Origin of the sequence: Sutcliffiella horikoshii, from assembly GCF_021991925.1 — a bacterium.
GTDB lineage: Bacteria > Bacillota > Bacilli > Bacillales > Bacillaceae_I > Sutcliffiella_A > Sutcliffiella_A horikoshii_F.
This window is the reverse complement of sequence record NZ_RXZI01000002.1, coordinates 300581-318053: the sequence shown is the minus strand read 5'-3', so window position 1 is coordinate 318053 and position 17473 is coordinate 300581. Positions and strand designations below refer to the sequence as shown.

The 17473-nt window shown below is 42.6% G+C and carries 9 protein-coding genes; 2 read left to right on the top strand and 7 right to left on the bottom strand.

Features of this window, described 5'->3' with window-relative positions; genetic code table 11:
* Window positions 1-49: 49 nt before the first annotated feature.
* Both EKQ44_RS06910 and mreB read right to left on the bottom strand, forming a co-directional pair.
* Window positions 50-8845 (bottom strand): leucine-rich repeat domain-containing protein, encoded by an 8796-nt coding sequence (locus EKQ44_RS06910; protein WP_237662824.1) that lies wholly within the window; start codon window positions 8843-8845, stop codon window positions 50-52.
* Between the two features lie 234 nt (window positions 8846-9079).
* Window positions 9080-10081: a rod shape-determining protein gene (mreB, locus tag EKQ44_RS06905; RefSeq protein ID WP_237662823.1), complete on the bottom strand. Its 1002-nt coding sequence runs from the start codon at window positions 10079-10081 to the stop codon at window positions 9080-9082.
* Window positions 10082-10415: 334 nt separating this feature from the next.
* On the opposite strand from mreB, the gene EKQ44_RS06900 reads away from it, so the two are divergent.
* Window positions 10416-10952 (top strand): zinc ribbon domain-containing protein, encoded by a 537-nt coding sequence (locus EKQ44_RS06900; RefSeq protein ID WP_237662822.1) that lies wholly within the window; start codon window positions 10416-10418, stop codon window positions 10950-10952.
* 58 nt (window positions 10953-11010) lie between these two features.
* Here EKQ44_RS06900 and spoIIID read toward each other — a convergent pair whose 3' ends face one another.
* Window positions 11011-11274 (bottom strand): sporulation transcriptional regulator SpoIIID, encoded by a 264-nt coding sequence (gene spoIIID / locus EKQ44_RS06895; protein ID WP_063559319.1) that lies wholly within the window; start codon window positions 11272-11274, stop codon window positions 11011-11013.
* Window positions 11275-11787: 513 nt separating this feature from the next.
* On the opposite strand from spoIIID, the gene EKQ44_RS06890 reads away from it, so the two are divergent.
* A complete protein-coding gene (locus tag EKQ44_RS06890) occupies window positions 11788-12126 on the top strand; it encodes a BsuPI-related putative proteinase inhibitor (RefSeq protein ID WP_237662821.1) in 339 nt (112 codons plus the stop codon).
* 45 nt (window positions 12127-12171) lie between these two features.
* On the opposite strand, the gene EKQ44_RS06885 is transcribed toward EKQ44_RS06890, so the two are convergent.
* From EKQ44_RS06885 to EKQ44_RS06870, 4 genes are all read right to left on the bottom strand, one after another.
* A complete protein-coding gene (locus tag EKQ44_RS06885; protein ID WP_237662820.1) occupies window positions 12172-12816 on the bottom strand; it encodes a 3'-5' exonuclease in 645 nt (214 codons plus the stop codon).
* A gap of 27 nt (window positions 12817-12843) precedes the next feature.
* Window positions 12844-14814, bottom strand: a complete 1971-nt coding sequence (locus EKQ44_RS06880) for a DUF294 nucleotidyltransferase-like domain-containing protein (RefSeq protein WP_237662819.1) — start codon at window positions 14812-14814, stop codon at window positions 12844-12846.
* Window positions 14815-14883: 69 nt separating this feature from the next.
* Window positions 14884-16536 (bottom strand): sodium:solute symporter family protein, encoded by a 1653-nt coding sequence (locus tag EKQ44_RS06875; RefSeq protein ID WP_237662818.1) that lies wholly within the window; start codon window positions 16534-16536, stop codon window positions 14884-14886.
* Between the two features lie 169 nt (window positions 16537-16705).
* Complete coding sequence (locus tag EKQ44_RS06870; protein ID WP_237662817.1) at window positions 16706-17008, bottom strand: DUF4212 domain-containing protein; 303 nt, start codon at window positions 17006-17008, stop codon at window positions 16706-16708.
* Window positions 17009-17473: the final 465 nt, after the last annotated feature.

Genomic DNA, 17473 nt, shown 5'->3' with positions numbered 1-17473 from the left:
TCCTTTTTTTAATGAGGGGGGAACGGGTAGTGTTCCCCTCTCGTTTTGGTTAGGCTTTTCTTCTTCTGTTTGCAAGCAGGAAGATCCCGCCTGCTGCTGTCAGGATTGCTCCGAGGATAAGATAATTGTATAACGGTGTTGCGGTGTTAGGAAGTTTGGAGCCTTTTTGCTCTTTCTTTTCTTCCTTTTTCACGTTTTTGTCACCTTTATTTTTATCTTTATCTTTTGCAGGAGTTTTGTCCTTGTCGGATGGTTGTTTGCCAGGAGTGTTTCCTGGTTGTTCGTTGTTGTCGCCTGGCTCTTCGTTTCCGTCACCCGGTTCTTCGTTTCCGTCACCCGGTTCTTCGTTTCCGTCACCTGGCTCTTCGTTTCCGTCGCCTGGTTCTTCGTTTCCATCGCCTGGTTCTTCGTTTCCATCGCCTGGTTCTTCGTTTCCATCGCCTGGTTCTTCGTTTCTATCACCTGGCTCTTCGTTTCCATCACCTGGCTCTTCGTTTCCATCACCTGGCTCTTCGTTTCCATCACCTGGCTCTTCGTTTCCATCACCTGGCTCTTCGTTTCCATCACCTGGCTCTTCGTTTCCATCACCTGGCTCCTCTTCAGCTGCTACCGTTTCAAACAGATAGGTTTGTGCATCTCCTAGCTGTTTGCCGGCATAGTCTGACAGAAGACCGGATACTTCCACGCGATATTCTGTTTCAGCTTCTAAGTTATTTGTAGGTGTCCATACAAAGATCTTGGAAAGCTTGATGCTTTCATCTTCTTCAAAATATCCGGAGTTAGGGGCTGTTTCACGATATCCATTGTAGCCTTCTAACGTGAAGGCGCCTTCCACTTCGGAATTGTCCTCAGTTTTGTATACTTTAATGAAGTCTTGAATGTTTGCTTGGTTCATGAGTCGGTCGAATTCCACGGTCACGCTGCTATCAAGTTCGACGTCTTGGGTGGAACCTCCCGTGGTAATCGCTTCAAGTACAGGATCATAGTTGCGGACCATCGGAACATTCAGTTCTGTCTCTGCAGGTGGTACTTCGACAATTCGACTTTGGTATGTTTCATATCCTTCTTTTGTCCATTCTACCATCCAGAATCCTTCTGGAACATCCCAGCCGTAGCGGCCGTCTTCATCTGTAATTTGTGGATTAACCTGGCCGCCGAAGAATGCAGCGTTCCAAGGTTTCCATAGTTGATCATTTTGCTTGTCGCGTTCAAATACCTCTGCTGTCACTCCCGGCAGGCGGTAGTCCATGCTGCCCTCGAATACATAACCAGATGGGTCAATAAGAACGATGACTTCCATCAATGGCAGGCGGATTGTATTTTCGCCCACTTTATATTCCAACTCAAACATTTGTTCACCATAGGAGCTCCATGTCCCTTCGATGTGTGTTTTGTAAACATCTCCGGACTTTTCAAGTGGATATTCCTCCCCAAGGAAGAGGATTTTACCTTCTTCGATATCCATATCAAAAGCGATTTCCACATCAATCGGTGTGAATTCGACTATGGCGAAGGTTGCCACACCTGTGTAAGGATTCAGCTTGATATCCTGGTTCCAGCCTGCATCGATGGTCACATCGGTCACTGCCGGGATGGCCGGGATATATTTCACCTTAACAGGACTAGAATAAGCTGTTTGCTCGCCATTTTTCACTCTTGCTGTCAGGGTATGTTCACTATCTACGCCAGCTTCTGTACGTAGCTGTACGTCCGCATACCACCAGCGTCCTTGTGCGGTTGTTTTGCCGATAAGGGTATTGCCATCGTAAATTTCCACTTCTGATCCAGCCTTGGCCGCTCCATATACTTTTACAGTCGAGGAAGCGGTGGCTTCTGGTGCAGAAAGAGTAACAAAGTATACGTTTGTGGTTGTTGATAGGGTTGTTCTGTCCACTCCAGCAGTGATTCCAGCAGTTGTAACAAAGCTTCCTGCTTGGAAGTTTGCGTCCACAGTTGCTTTAAAGGATACTGTACCAGCTTTACCTGGTCCCACTTCTGCCACTGTGACAGTCGTTTTGTTGATGCTAGAACCTTCTCTATCACTTGGAAGGATGGATTCCTCAATCAGCGATACTCCTTCTGGTAAAGTGAAGTCAATTTCAACGTTTTGCACAGCAGCGTTGCCATTGTTTTTGTAATTGATACGATATTCCACTTGAGAGCCTGCTGTTACTGTTTGCTTGTTGGTTGAGATGCCGTTTCCTTCAGCAACAAAGCTTCCTGTTGCCGGTTTTTCCAAGATGATGGTGTACTCTTCTGTTGATGCGGTTACTTCTTTTACCGCTTGCGGCTGATTATACGCTTCTGTCTTCAAAGTATAGCTTTTGCCAGCTTCGACATTTCTCACTTTAAAGTAGCCATTCGCATCTGTACGAGACCAGTAGGAGCTCCACCTTGCGTTTTCTTCGTAAAGGTAGACATATGCTTGACGAACCGGTTCCCCTTTTTCATTCAATACTTTCCCATGTACATATTGTTCTGGGGTCATGATGATGTTACCAAGATTTAGCGTTTCTCCCTCAAAATCTTCCGCTTTGATGGATAGTTGCTTCGTTTGATAACCAGGCATACTGATATCAAGTGTCATATTTTCCACGGAGATTCCAGCTAGTGTCAAATCTCCTTCAGACTTTGTTTGTCCATAAGCATAAGATGTGTTTCCATATGCATAATAAGACGCACCGAGTAACGGGTTATTATTACCGTCGACAATCTTAGCTGTTACTTTTGCCCCTTCGGAAAGCTCCACTTCAAGCGTGTTGGCTCCTCCTACAAGGGTGATCTTGTACTGATCATGGATTTTATAATTGGTTGCTTGCAGATTTAAATTATAGTCATCACTTATTGCAAGGCTGCCTAAAGAATACACTCCGTCCTTGCTAGTTAAGCCCCAGTCCGTGTAATAACCATACTGATATCCGAACTGACTGACCATCTTACTGCTGTAAAAGGAGATGTATTCTAGCTTTGTAATCGGATTTCCTGCTTGATCCGTTACTTTCACTTCTACATCAGCTGTTTCCACTTGAATCTTTTCTAGTTGCAATTCGATTGGTTTTGTGACGTAGTCTGTGTCTTTTTTGATGGTAATTTCAAAGATTTCTTCTACATAATCACGGTGACCGTAAAGGATCACTTCATATGTCCCCACAGGTAAAGACAGGATTCCTGATGGGTTATTGTAATCGCGTAAGGTTCCGTTTGGATTGGTGTATCCGTAACGGAATTCATTTGCCGTATTGGCATCTATTCCTGTTATGGAGTAGTAAAGCCCTTGAATTCCCGTTAACGACTCGCTATCTTTTGCAACAAATTTTACATCATTATAGCTACCAGCAGGCTGCAAAGTTGTTACTTCCAGATAGCTGATATACTGTGCTCCATTCGTTGTGAACATGCTGATTTCCACCTGATACGTAGTGCCAGATTGAAGGCCGGTCAAACGATACTCGCTTGCCTCACTTGATACGATATGTGGTTCGTCATTGTCCACTTTCACTTCGAAACGGTCAATGTGCTCCGCATCCAAGTTTGTCCACCATTCAAGTGCTATTTCACTATCTGTAACTTGTGGAAGATATGCATGAAACTCGGTTAGTTCCCCATCATTATCATAGTGAACATTTACTCCTCTTTCTAGAAGGGTCTTCACCACTCGGTAACCTTCTGTCCCTTCTGAGAAATCTACAGAGATGCCTGTCATGTAAAGGTTTTGCAAAGATTCGAATTTGACTAACAACGATATTTCTGTAATTGGATTGTCTTTAAGCCATAAGATTTCCAAGCCTAACATATTCTCCATAGGAGTGATATCACTGATATTATTTGTATCAAGATCCAGGTAGGTTAGATTTGTCATGTTTTCCAGGCTGGATATATCCGATATTTTATTGTTCCAGAGAGTCAAGTTTGTTAGTTTTGTTAGGTCTTTCAGTTGCGTGATGTCTGTAATATTGTTATGTGCAACGTTTAGATGTATTAAATTGCTGGCGTATTGCATACCCTCAAGGCTTGTAATGTTATAACCAGGAGCATTCAAATATTCCAAGCCTAACATATCTCCCGTGGTAAGGTCTCTCTGGTGAATTCCTAGAACATCTCTAATGGCCTGCTCTAGATTTTCATCTTCAATCGTAATGGGATCTCCTTCTCCTTCTCCATCATCATTTCCGAATGGAGTGACATAGATAGTAGAAGAATCAAGGACATTTCCATTGTTATCGTAAGCAATTACCTGGATTTCGTATTCTATGCCAGATATCAAGCCATCTATATAGTAATGATTATCCAATGTAGTGCCAGCATAGTCACCATCCACAAGGATTTCATATCTATCCACACTTAGATCCCCATAGATATCCCAGTAAAGGCTGATGGAATCTGCTGTTACTTCTTCTGTGAAGAGGTCCATCCAGAAAGTAGGCTCTGTTGGCTCCACTTGTGTCCATAACTCTAGGGAAACCATGTATGATCCGTCCGTTGTGTGCCACGTTACATCAACAGAATAATGGGTATCTGCTTCGAGTCCTTCCAGTACGTAAGAGGACTGGCTTGGTCCAAATACCATTGGTTCTCCAAAGTTAACCGCTAGTTCAATGCTTTCAATCTCATCCGGGTCCACATTTGTTGCCCACCATTCCAGGGCAATGGAATCATGTGTGATAAGATAAGGAACCACCGTAAAACTTCGATGTTCTTCTTGGTGGTCATAGTACACGTGGACACCATTCTCTTGCAATAGTACGACTACATCATATGCCTTTGAGCCTTCCTTAAAATCTGCAGGTATTCCAGACATATACACTGATCTTAAGGAGTCTAACTCAAGTAGTACAGAAATGTCCGTTACTGATGTATTAGACATATAAAGTATTTCAAGATCGTCCATTTCTTTTAGCGGACGAATATCTTCCACTGCAGTGTCGTCTAAATCCAAATAGGTTAGATTGGTCAAGTTCTCCAAAGCAGAAATATCCGTAATACTGCTATTCCCCCATAATTCTAAGCTAATTAATGAGGTTAAATCTTTTAAGGGAGTGACATCGGTAATTTCATTGTATCGAACATCCAAATATGCAAGATTTACCGCATGTTGCAATCCTTCTAATGATTGAATCCCGAGGTGTCCAGCATGTAGCATTTCAACCTCTGCCATATCCCCTGTTGTCAGGTCTCTATGGTAGATGTTCAGGACCGAACGGATCTTCTCCTCTAAATTAGGATCTTGGATTTCGACCAGGTCTCCTTCTCCCTCGCCCCCGTCATAATAAGGCACGACCCATATCCTGTCGGAATCAAGATAATTAGACTCCTCATCCAAGGCTTCCACTTCAATTTCATATTCTTCTCCCTCTGTCAGCCCCTCTAAAAGATAAGAGGTTTGGCCTGAGACAGAGTCATACAATTCACCGTTCACATAGATGTTATAACGAGCCGCTTCCAGATTACCGCTCACATCCCAGCTGAAACGGATAGAATTGTTGGTTACTACTTCAAGGTAGAGGTCCAACCAGAATTCATCATACGTTCCATAGTCTACGTAAACACCTCTATTTTTTAATTCCTGAATGACATTCCACGCTTGACTTCCTTCGGATATGTCGAGGTTATAGGTGTTAATTAATGACACCCATTGTAAGTTCTCAAGGGTTAGAAGGACATCGATGTTTGAAATATCCGTATACGATAAGCTTAGATTTACAAGCGTTAACTTGTGATTTTCTAATGCTTCTATGTCGTCGATCGGATTTTGATTCAAATACAAATCTTTAAGGTTTTCCAGCTTGCTTAATGGGGTAAGGTCATTAATGAGATTGGCTACTAAATCTAATGACTCCATATTGCTTGCAAGCTCAATCCCATTTAGATTTTCAATTTCGTAATAAGCTGCCCATAACTCTTTTATTTTGTTCATATCACTTACATACAGTTCGCGATGATGCACCATTAAGTGATTTTTTATTGCCTGATGGAGATTAGCATCCCCTATCTGCACAATCTCCCCTGATGGAATGGAATCTGTCGTCACATGATAGGTACCTTCCGTCAACAATTCGCCTTTGGAATCAAATGCTTTTACAGTAAAGACATACTCCGTTTCAGGTTGAAGATTCTCTAAGTCAAACCAACCAGAGTAATAGCTTTCACGCTGGGCTACAAATTCTTCATCAACATATAATTTATAGTGATCCAACATGCTACTGTTGTACCACCATTCAAAATAGATAGCACTTTCATGCTTCTGATACAATTTAATATCTATTGGCTTATAGGTATCCTGATCTGCATAATAGACAACTACGCCATTTCTCTCCAATTCTTCTATTACATCATAGGATTGGCTTCCTTTGTAATAATCAATTGGATTATCATCAATATCCACATAGCCAAGATTCGGCATACTTAATAATGGACGGATATCTTTTATATAATTGGAATACAAAGATACATCATATAAGTTGCTTAAATTACTTAATGGTGTGATATCTTCTATCGAATTATAGCCCGCTCCAAGATAACGTAAATTAATAGCTTTTTCTAGTCCAACAAGGGAACTAATACCTTGGTCATAGATATTAAGGTATTCAAGATTCTCCATATCGGATTCGTAGATATCCCGGTTAATAACTCTTAGTTCAGCTCTTACTACTTCTTCAAGATTTGGATCCTCAAAAATCACTAATTCACCGCTCGGCGGCATTGCTGTCCAACAGTTAATGTAGATATAATCTAATTCATTTCCTTCTTCGTTATAAGCAATTATCTGAATCTCATATTCTGTATCAGCTTCAAGATTATCAATGAATAAGCTGTTATCCCCTGTTGTTTCTACTATTTGCCCATTCATATAAATTTCATAATAGTGAACAAGGTCCTTGTTTCCGTAATAATCCCATTGTAATGTTATTGTATTATCAGTAACGTGCGCCCATACATCAAGATTGGATTCATAGTGGGTTTCTGTATTAACTTCTACCCCTCTATCACGCAATTCTAATACTACCGACAATTCCAGTGAATTTTCTGCAAAAGTCAGTTCATGTAGATCCGCTACATTAACATAGTAAAGATTCTGCATGCTTAAAAGTGGCGAAATATCCAGAATTGGGTTGCCACTTATATCTAACCAAGAAATATTTTTATCACTTAGAGAGGAAATATCCTCTATATTGTTATCTCTTAGGTAAAGATGCATTACATTTTTCAAGTCTTGTAACGGAGACAAATCCACAATATTATTACCTACTAGATTAAGTTCTTGAAGGTTGTTTGCCTGTTCCAAACCAGCAAGATTAACAATATTTAGATGACTTGCATCCAAGTACCATAAATAGTTCATATCAGATGTTACGACAGGTCTATCTGTGATACCAAGATGGTCTTTTACAGCTTGCTCTAAAGCAGAATCCCTAAATTTGATTTCCGCTCCTGTTGGCGTCATTCTAGTTTCCTCGAACGAAGTACTGCTCACTATTTCTTCTTCTTCGGAATCTAACGCTGTTACAGTAATTTCATATCCTGTTTCTGGAGTCAAATCTGAAAAGATAAATGAAGTTTCCTTCGTAGTCGATATCAATTTTCCATCAAGATAAATTTGATACGCTTCTACCGTTTCTTGTCCGGAATACTCATATGAAATGATGATGCTAGAGTCGGTTACTCGATCCGTGTAAATCCAAATATATTCACCTTGCTCACCAAGCTCAACCGATACACCCTTATTCACTAGTTCGTTAATTATCATCTTGGAAACGGAACCTTTACTTATATCCAAGTTAATCATATTGTATAAAGTCACGTTACTTAACGCGTCCAACTGTAATAATACCTCAATACTATTTACTGGAGTATTATGTATATAAAGCGTGTCAAGGCTTTTCAAAGTTTCTAAGCTTTTAATACTTTCAATTGGGTTACTGCTAATCCAAAGTGTTTCCAGATTAGTTAGGTTTGATAATGGAGTGATATCTTGGATGTTATTTACTTCTATATCCAAATATTTCAGTTTAGTTAAACCTTCCAAAGGACTTACGTCAGTAATTTGATTATAAAAAATACTTAACTCTTCTAGATTAATAGCCCACTCTAATCCTTGTAAGTCTTTAATATCCCGATCAACTGCACTAAAAACAGTTAAAGATTCCATATCACTTTTGTAAATTTCATCACGTGAAAGGCCCAAATAGTCTTTAAGCGCGTTTTTTAAATTTGGATCGGGAACTGTAACTACTTCTTCATCATCGATTGATGACTCTGTATTTTCCACAGTGCTTTCTTCTTCATTTAATTGCTGGTCTGTTTCTGTGCTATTTTCTACACTGTTTGGTGAAGTCTGAGGTTCTATTTCATTCTCGGTTTCAGTTTCTGCTTCAGTTTTGGTAGCCTCTTCCGTCACTAGCTCATCTTCAGAGGAGGCATCAGCAGTTGTTTCTTTAGAAATCAATGGTAAAGTAAAAGGTTTACTCATTATGATTTCTTCATTTTTCATTACACTTAACGCATAGATAATCGTATCTACATCTAAATGCGGGGAGGAGTCAAGATATGTATAAGTACGGTTCGTGAATTCTTCCCCTATATCCTCAGCTATTAATACAGGCGAAATGCTTTGTTCCACCCCATTTTTTTCTAGCATGAAAGATTCTGGTGCGATTTCAGTTATTGTAGAAGTCTGGAAAGATATCTCTATGCCTTCTTCCTTTTCTACTGCGTTTGTTATGGACACAAACGTTTTGGGTGGTTCTTGTGTAACTGTTTCTGCTTTTGCAATTGCGGGACTAAATAATGATAAAACTAATGTTACTACTACAAAAACATGAATAAGCTTTCTAAAAGACCGTTTCAACCAGTATCAACCTCCACTTACAAATAATGTATACTTTTAACGCAAAATCTATTATACTTCTAAATTACTAGTTTGGGAATATAGGTTTGTATATATTTGTTTTAAAATTACAATATTAGTAATAATTTTAGGTTGAAAGTTTTAGTTTCAAAGGAACGTTTGATTCTTTTGGTTTATAGGTGTAAAAAAAGAACAACCAATGGTGGTTGTTCTTTTTTAGTGTAAGTATGTTGTTTAGGCAAAGCTCTTGCTTGGTAAACGATCGATGTGGTCAAGCATGATGCCTGTTCCTATTGCTACACAGTCCATTGGTTGTTCCGCCACCAGGACTGGTACTTTCAGTTCTTCTGCCAGAAGTTGGTCCATTCCGTGTAGGAGTGCTCCTCCACCTGTCAGGATGACACCGCGGTCGATGATGTCTGCTGATAGCTCAGGTGGTGTGCGTTCCAGGACGCTTTTTGCTGCCTGGACAATTATTTGTACGGATTCTCTTAGTGCTTCTTCGATCTCATCAGATTTCACGGTGATGGTCTGTGGAAGTCCGCTAACCATGTCGCGTCCGCGGATATCGATGGACTCGTTACGGCCGCCTGGGAATACGGTTGCGATTTCGATCTTGATGTTTTCTGCTGTGCGTTCACCGATCAGAAGCTTGTATTTCTTTTTAATGTACTGAAGGATTTCGGCGTCGAATTTGTCGCCGGCCATTTTAATAGATGATGCCGTTACGATGTCGCCCATGGATAGGACGGCTACATCTGTTGTTCCACCTCCGATGTCGACTACCATGTTACCGCTAGGTTGGAAGATGTCCATTCCCGCTCCGATTGCCGCCACTTTTGGCTCTTCTTCTAAGTAGATTTTTTTACCGCCGCTCTTTTCTGCCGCTTCTCTGATCGCTTTTTGCTCAACGGATGTGATGTTCGTTGGGCAGCAGATGAGGATGCGTGGTTTAGATAGGAAGCCTTTTACATTTAGTTTTTTGATGAAGTGTTTGAGCATTGCTTCTGTTACTTCGAAGTCTGCGATGACTCCATCTTTTAGGGGACGCATCGCTACGATGTTACCAGGCGTACGCCCAACCATTTTACGTGCTTCTTCCCCTACCGCTAATACTTTTCCTGTGTTAGTGTCTAGTGCGACTACGGATGGCTCGTTTAGGACGATGCCTTTCCCTTTTACGTGGATGAGTACGTTCGCCGTACCCAGGTCAATTCCAATATCCCTTGCAAACATCTTACTTTTTTCCTCCTTGCTTTGTGGGTTGCTTTTTTTGTTAAATGATTTTTTTGGCTGTGTTGTAATGCGTTTTGTTGCGTTGGCGACTTTTATGTGAATGTTCGTTGATTGTTATGAAATGCTTTTGAACACTATCTTTAGTCCTAATTGTATATTCTATCACATTTTACAAAATTAAGGGGGAATTTAACAGTAGTTTCCTGTCATTTTTTTAAGAAATTTGTCGAATAGTATCGTGTTATATTATGCACCTTTAAAACTACTAGATAAATGATATAATTTTTCTGAATTAACAATTCATGTATTTAATTTTCTATTCAGGAGTGTAATTATGAAATATTGTCCGAAATGTGGTACAGAACGACATAATGATTTTAATTTCTGTGGGGAATGTTCATTCGATTTTAAATCCATTACCCTAACCTCACACTTAGTGAGTGAACGGGATACACAGGAAATAATGGAGCACGTACGATTTAGATATGATAGCGCTGTTGAACAAGTTACAATAATTGATGAAAAAAACTATTTGGTAACAGATGATAAGGGTCAGACTTTTCAAGTCAGAGTTGGAGGTCTCATTTCACCCACCTCTTCTAAAATTTTAAACAGTAATTTTTCTCTAGATCATTCCACGGGGGTCAAAAAAAACAATGGATACTTAACGACTGGGTTTATATTGGGATTAGCATCAGTTTTTTTAGCATTCATTGGTATCATCCCTATAGCTGGAATAATTATAAACATAATTGGACTTGTAAAGTTCAATTCTTTCAAAGAAAAAAACTATTGGATGGGAATTGCAGGACTTATTCTTTCTTTCATCTATTTCTTTATTTATTTGAAACTATACGGACATATCGGATAACATGCAATAAATAAAATACCAGAACAAAGTCACTTTCTCTTCGCTCTGGTACCCATGATTATTTTACCGTTTCCTCTTCCTTCTTGTACTTCATCTTGGTTGCTTCGCCGCCCCGTAAATGCCTGATGGATTTATGGTAATCAAGGATTGTTTTCACTTCATTCGCTAAGTCTGGGTTGATCTCCGGCAGTCTTTCGGTCAAGTCCTTATGGACAGTACTTTTGGAAACGCCAAATTCTTTCGCAATCACGCGAACTGTTTTCTTCGTCTCCACGATATACTTTCCAATCTTGATAGTTCTCTCTTTGATGTAATCGTGCACACCACTCGCCCTCCCTAAATTGTGGATGTTGAGAAGTGTGAAATGAGACCCGCTTATTTCGATGTAACGAAGTGCATATAATTAGAGTTGTATATAAAACAAAAGTAGGATGGCTGGTGTAATTCTTCGAGACAATCTACGATCCCTCACCTCAAACACTCTCTTTGTATGTTTGGTTTGTATCAGTTTATTAGCTTGGTTGGTTGTTTATGCCAATAATGTCAAGAGGGACAAGGGTTTTGTTTGATTTTTTTGAAATTTACTCGATTTACTTGATAAAAACCCTTTATGCCGGACGGAAGTATGATGTTTGCTATAATTATTGTATGAAGGAATGGAGGGTGACCTGTGCAAAATATGTTATTGAGTCTCGTGCGGTCGTTGATTCAGAGAGATCTTAAACGCAGGATTATGAGGTATTTGAGGAAGAGGTTTTAATCTATTTAGAGGTATACCCCCTTTTACGTCGAATATTGTTAGTAAAGGATATGATTGGGATGGGAGTGTTGGAGCATGGGTTTGGAAGCAAAGTTGACGTATTCTGAAAGCGGGCCGAATTCTGTTATGTTGCATTTTGTCGTTGAAAACACTGGCGGCTCCAATGAAAAAGTGACCTTCCGTAGCGGCCAGCGATATGACTATATTTTATATCGGGATGGAACACGGGTTGAGCAATTTTCAGAAGGCAAGATGTTCACAATGATTTATGAGGAGATTATGGTGGAGGCCGGGCAGGAACTTAGCTTTGATATCCCTCTTAAGAATCTGCAGCCTGGTCGGCATAAGGTGATTGTGTGGCTGGCTGATTCGGATTGGCCTGGAGTGAGGGATCGCTTGGAGTTTGATGTTTAAGGTTCAACCCGTCTGAGTGACGGGTTTTTTATATTGACTTCTTCTTTAGCTCCTCCCAATATTCATCAGATCCCCCCATGTCTTAATTCCCCGCTCATGGCAGATTTGAAGCAGCTCGGTGAACAGGAATGCGGTGGTTAGCGCGTCGCCTAGGGCTGAGTGGCGTTGGTAGATTCTTGTACCGAAGTCCCTGGCGTATTTTTCAAGATCGCGCATGTCGTAGCTAGGGGCGATATAGCCGATAAGGTTGAGCGTATCAATGGCTTTAGGGTTTTTCCAGGTCAAATTGTGTCGTTTTAATTCTGCCTGTATCGCTTGCATATCAAAGGCTATGTAGTGACCGACAAAGCAAGCGGACTGTCCAGCCGCGAAATCCCTCAGATCTTCAATTGCCATCAACGCTGTAGGTGCTTCCTCTGTCTGTTCTTGTGTTATACCAGTAAGCTCCGTAATTTCCCGAGGAATTTGTCGATATGGGTTGATATAGGTTTGGTATGTGCTGTCTTCTATGACTTGCAGGTTCTTTATTTTAACGGCGCCAAGTTCTATGAGTCTGTCTTCTTTTGCCACGTTGAAGCCAGTCGTTTCCGTATCGAATACAGTGAATTCGAGTTTGTCGACAGGTGTGGAAAGCGGTATGTTTTCTGCTAAATTGCTCGGGAAATAATGTTTTTTTGCGAAAGGGAACATATTTTGTAGGTACCTCCTTCTTGCTGGTTAATAGTAGGAAAGCATATGGCTTTGGAGCTCCTTGATGAGACGGATGCTGAGCATGAGTTCTTCTTTTTCACGGGTGGTGAGGGTTGTCAGCATTAAGGTTGATGTGAGCTCCTCTCCGTTTTGATGCTGTTGATGCCGGTTTCGAACGTAATAGTTGAGTATGGTACTGATTGATGCTTTGAGATCCTTTTGAAAATTTTCTGAGAGGATCTTTTTTTGATGGAGTTGTTCTATCTTTTCGATTGGTGTCCCATAGGTGATGCCGTGCATGAGTGCGAGTATTTGCAGGCTGTGATGGTATGGGAACAGGACTTCTTTTTTTAGGTCAAGTTGCTTTTTGTTGCGGCGGAACATGGATCGGATTGGTTGCTCTAAGGTTGGAATTGGGTTTTCCCGTTCTAGCTGGGAGAGTCTGTATAGAAATATTTTGGCTCGGTCGAGTGAATCGGTAACTGTTTGTTGGAACTGCTGGTTTAGTGTATCGTCGCCCGCTATATGGCGATATGAAAAGAAGTTCTGGGCTAGGAGCAGGCGGTCATTGGTGGACTTTAGTGTCCATTCATGGATGCGGGACCCCCACTCCTCAAGTGTACCGCGCCAGATTGGGTTGGATGCCATCATATCGCCTGTGCACCTTTTGTAGCCGGCAAGTTCTAAGTTTTCGACAATTTTTTGTGATAGATCGGCGAAGTATCGCGTGGCGATATGGCCGCTATGGGTGGTGCTGTTTGGTTGATTGTCTAGGTCTGGCTGGTTCTCGTAGACGAGGAAATGATCCTGGTCGGTGAGGAGGAATTGTTCCTTTCTGGCTCCGCTTCCCATGAGGTAGAAACAGAATTTTGTAGGTGGTGCGGTTGGCATTTCTTTTACGGAAAGCTCGATACAACGATTGATGAGTTGATCGTAAAGTGTGTTCATGACTTCAAGTGTTGTCAGGATCGGTACTTGTTGTTGTAGCATGGTGGTAAGTGTAGCGTATAGTTGCTGTTTGATCTGGGGTAGTTCTTCTTTGGTGGCTGATTTGAGTGTTTCTGTGTTTTGGAGCATGGTTGTCGGTTGTTTGGCTTGCAGTAGGTCTGTCAGGGTGACGAGTCCCGCCAATTGGTTCTTTTCGCTTGTAACTGGTAGGTGTTTGATGCCGTTTAGAAGCATGGTGGTGAGTGCTTCGTAGTAATAGGCGGTCCTTTGGATAGTGATCGGGTTTTGAGTCATGATGTTTTGGACTTGACCTTGGGTGCTTTTGCCATTTGTGATGACTCTGTTGACGAAGTCGTGCATGGTGACGATGCCTTTGATATTTTCGTTGTCTAGGATGACGGCGGCGGTTGTGCTGCTTTTTTTAGATAGTTTTTCAGCGACGGATTGGATGGTGTCGGTTGTTTTTGCTTGGATGGTTGCTTGGTTCGCTTGCATGATGTCTTGGACCCGGAGGATGGTCGGGTCTGCGGTCGGGCCCATGGTGGTGCTCATGTTAATTTGCTCGGCGAGTGAGTGATAGACATCATGAAGTCGGGAGCTGATCTGGTCTAATAGGTAGTCTCGGAGGGCAGGTTCGCTCCATCTTTCTTTTAGCACCGTATAGGGAATGAAAAGCGCTTCTGTATCGTCGATGGCGCGGACTTGGATCAGGGTCGGATTGTGTTGTGTCGGCTGACCTGGGAGCTGATCCGGGTATAGGGGTGTGGTTGGGTCTGGTTGTTGGGTTTGAGGAAAATTGGTGGTGAGGAAATGGTGGAGGTTGGACAGGCCGATGAGTTCGTTCGGTTTGATGATTTCAAGGACTTCGTCTTGGGATTTTTGGGATGGGATGTAGACTTCTGCCATGCCGGAGAGCACAAGAAAGATGCCTTCTCTGTTTTCGTTGGCGTGGAGGATGATGTCGTTTTGATTGTAATGGAAGGTTTGGCATTGGTTTTCTATTTGGGTTGCTTGGTCTTGAGTCAAGTTTTTGGTTAGTAGGTGCAACATGTTGGTGGCTCCTTTTTTTGCAGGAAAGAGGAGCAATGCGGTGTGCACTGCCCCTCCCTGCTATTTGGTTTATTTGTCGATCCAGACGTCCCCATTTTTGTAGGACATTTGTTCCGGATAACGAAGGTCGACAACTTCGTCTTGGATTTTTTGTGATGGTGCTTTCGTTCTTAAGGATACGACGACGATCGTGATGATGGCTGCTGCCGCTCCGAAGACACCTGCTCCTGTGTCGATGATGCCAAGGATGGTGAAGCCGCCGTATTTTGCCGCAAAGATGTAGGAAAGGGTGACACCTAGTCCCACGAGCATTCCGGCGATGACACCTTGTGCGTTTGCACGCTTCCACCATACTCCAAGGAGGAGTGACGGGAAGAAGGTTCCGGATGCGAGCGCGAAGGCCCATGCGACGATCTGTGTGATGGCCCCTGGTGGGTTAAGCGCTACAAGACCCGCAAGGACGGTTGCTGTGACGATGGTGACACGGCCGACCATGAGGCGGTTTTTGTCGGTTGCATTCGGTCTCATGACACGATAGTAGATGTCATGTGCAAATGAGGACGAAATGGCGATCATCAGTCCACCTGCTGTGGAAAGTGCTGCTGCCATAGCGCCTGCCGCTACGAGTCCAATGATGAAGACGCCAAGGTTGGCGATTTCTGGTGTGGCCATAACGACGATATCGTTTGCGATGATAAGTTCGTTCCATTGAAGGATGCCGTCTCCGTTTGTGTCAGCGACTTGCAGTTTGCCTGTGTTCACCCAGGATTCTGTCCAGGCTGGTAGCTGGTCGATAGGTTGTCCCGCTACACGTCTCATCAGGATGAAACGGGAGAATGCTGCGTATGCCGGTGCAGATAGGTAAAGTAGGCCGATGAAAAGTAGGGCCCATGCGCCTGACCAGCGAGCTGCTTTCATAGTAGAGACAGTGTAGAAACGGACGATTACGTGTGGCAGTCCTGCGGTTCCGGCCATGAGTGTGAACATGAGGGCCATGAACTGCCATTTGGTGCCGTTGGTGAATGGTGCAAAGTATTCGGATACTCCGAGTTCCCGGTCGAGTTCCCCCATTGTTTGGACGATTTGCCCGTAGGATAGCCATGGCAATGGGTTGTTTGTTAGTTGCAGGGACATGAAAATAACCGGGATCAGGTAGGCGATGATCAGGATGATGTATTGTGCCACCTGTGTCCAGGTGATCCCCTTCATACCACCGAATGCAGCGTAGAATGCGATCAGGACAACCCCGATCATGGTTCCGATTCTTGCGTCCACTTCCAGTAAGCGGCCGATTACCACTCCGGAGCCGGAAAGCTGGCCGATGGAGTAGGTGAAACTGATGATGATGGTACAGATGGCCGCGATGACGCGGGCGGTATGGCTGTCAAAACGGTCGCCAATGAACTCAGGTACAGTGTAGCGGCCGTATTTTCGGAGTTGTGGTGCTAGGAGGAAGGTCAGGAGCAGGTAACCGCCTGTCCAACCCATTATGTATGCTAGTCCGTCATAGCCGAGTAGCATGATGGTTCCGGCCATCCCGATGAATGACGCCGCACTCATCCAGTCGGCGCCGATGGCCATTCCGTTAAATACTGGTGGTACGCCGCGGCCTGCTACGTAGAAGTCGGAGGTTTGGCGCGCCTTGTTGTAGATGGCGATTCCGATATAGAGTCCGAATGTGATCAGGATCAGTGTGAGTGAGACGAGAAACTGGTTATCCAATCGTGGGTCCCCCTTTGGGTTTCGTGTTATTTTATTTGTGTGTTTGGTTGTGTTGTTGGTTATTTGTGAGAGTCTTGGTGTGAGTGTGTGTGTTTGGGCGAAAATCTCGGTTGTGAGATTTTCGGGTATGAATGGTTAGGTGTGAGAGTCTTGGATGTGGGTTGGTTTATTAGTGATCAAATGTTTTACCAGCGCTAAGGACTTCGTTGGCTTTTTCGTCGATGCCGTATTTTGCGTCGATTTTGTCGCTCACTTTGGCATTGACAAAGAGCAGGATGATGAAGGTGATGATGGAGCCTTGGGCGCCCATATAGTAGTGGAATGGGAAGCCTCCGAAAATGGTGAATTGCAGCGATTCAGCGAACAGGACGATGCCAAACGATACGCCAAGCCAGATAGCCAAATAAATTAGGATGTATTTATTTTTCTCTCTAAAATAGGCATCCGCAACGGATTTTTCGATTTTCTTCAAGGGTTTGCCTCCTTTGAAATTTGTTGGTGTTGGGGTTTCGACGTTGGTGTTGAAATTCCTGTAGGGGTCTGACCCCTTTTTTGAAAAAATTTTTTGTTACCTAAGGCTGAAGATGAATTTGACGGTGTCGAGGAAGGGCGCCGGTACTAGGGCGATTTCCACGACGGCGTAGGTGAATAGGGCTGCTATTGGGACTGAGAGTAGTATGGGTCTTTGTTTTTTGATTGCCAGGAAGATGCTTGTGATGGTGATGATTAGGAATAGATAGAATAAAAGCATTGTTTGGTTCTCTCCTTTTGTAAGCGCTTAAGCTTTTGTGTCGAATCTCCCTCCTTTTTGGCTTGGGGTTATTCTGTATTAAAACAGAATTTTATAATAATTCTAATAATTAGATTATGGTATAAGGGTTGTTTGAAGTCAACTGTTAATTTCCAAAGAGAGTTCTACATTTTTCGAGAAGTTTTT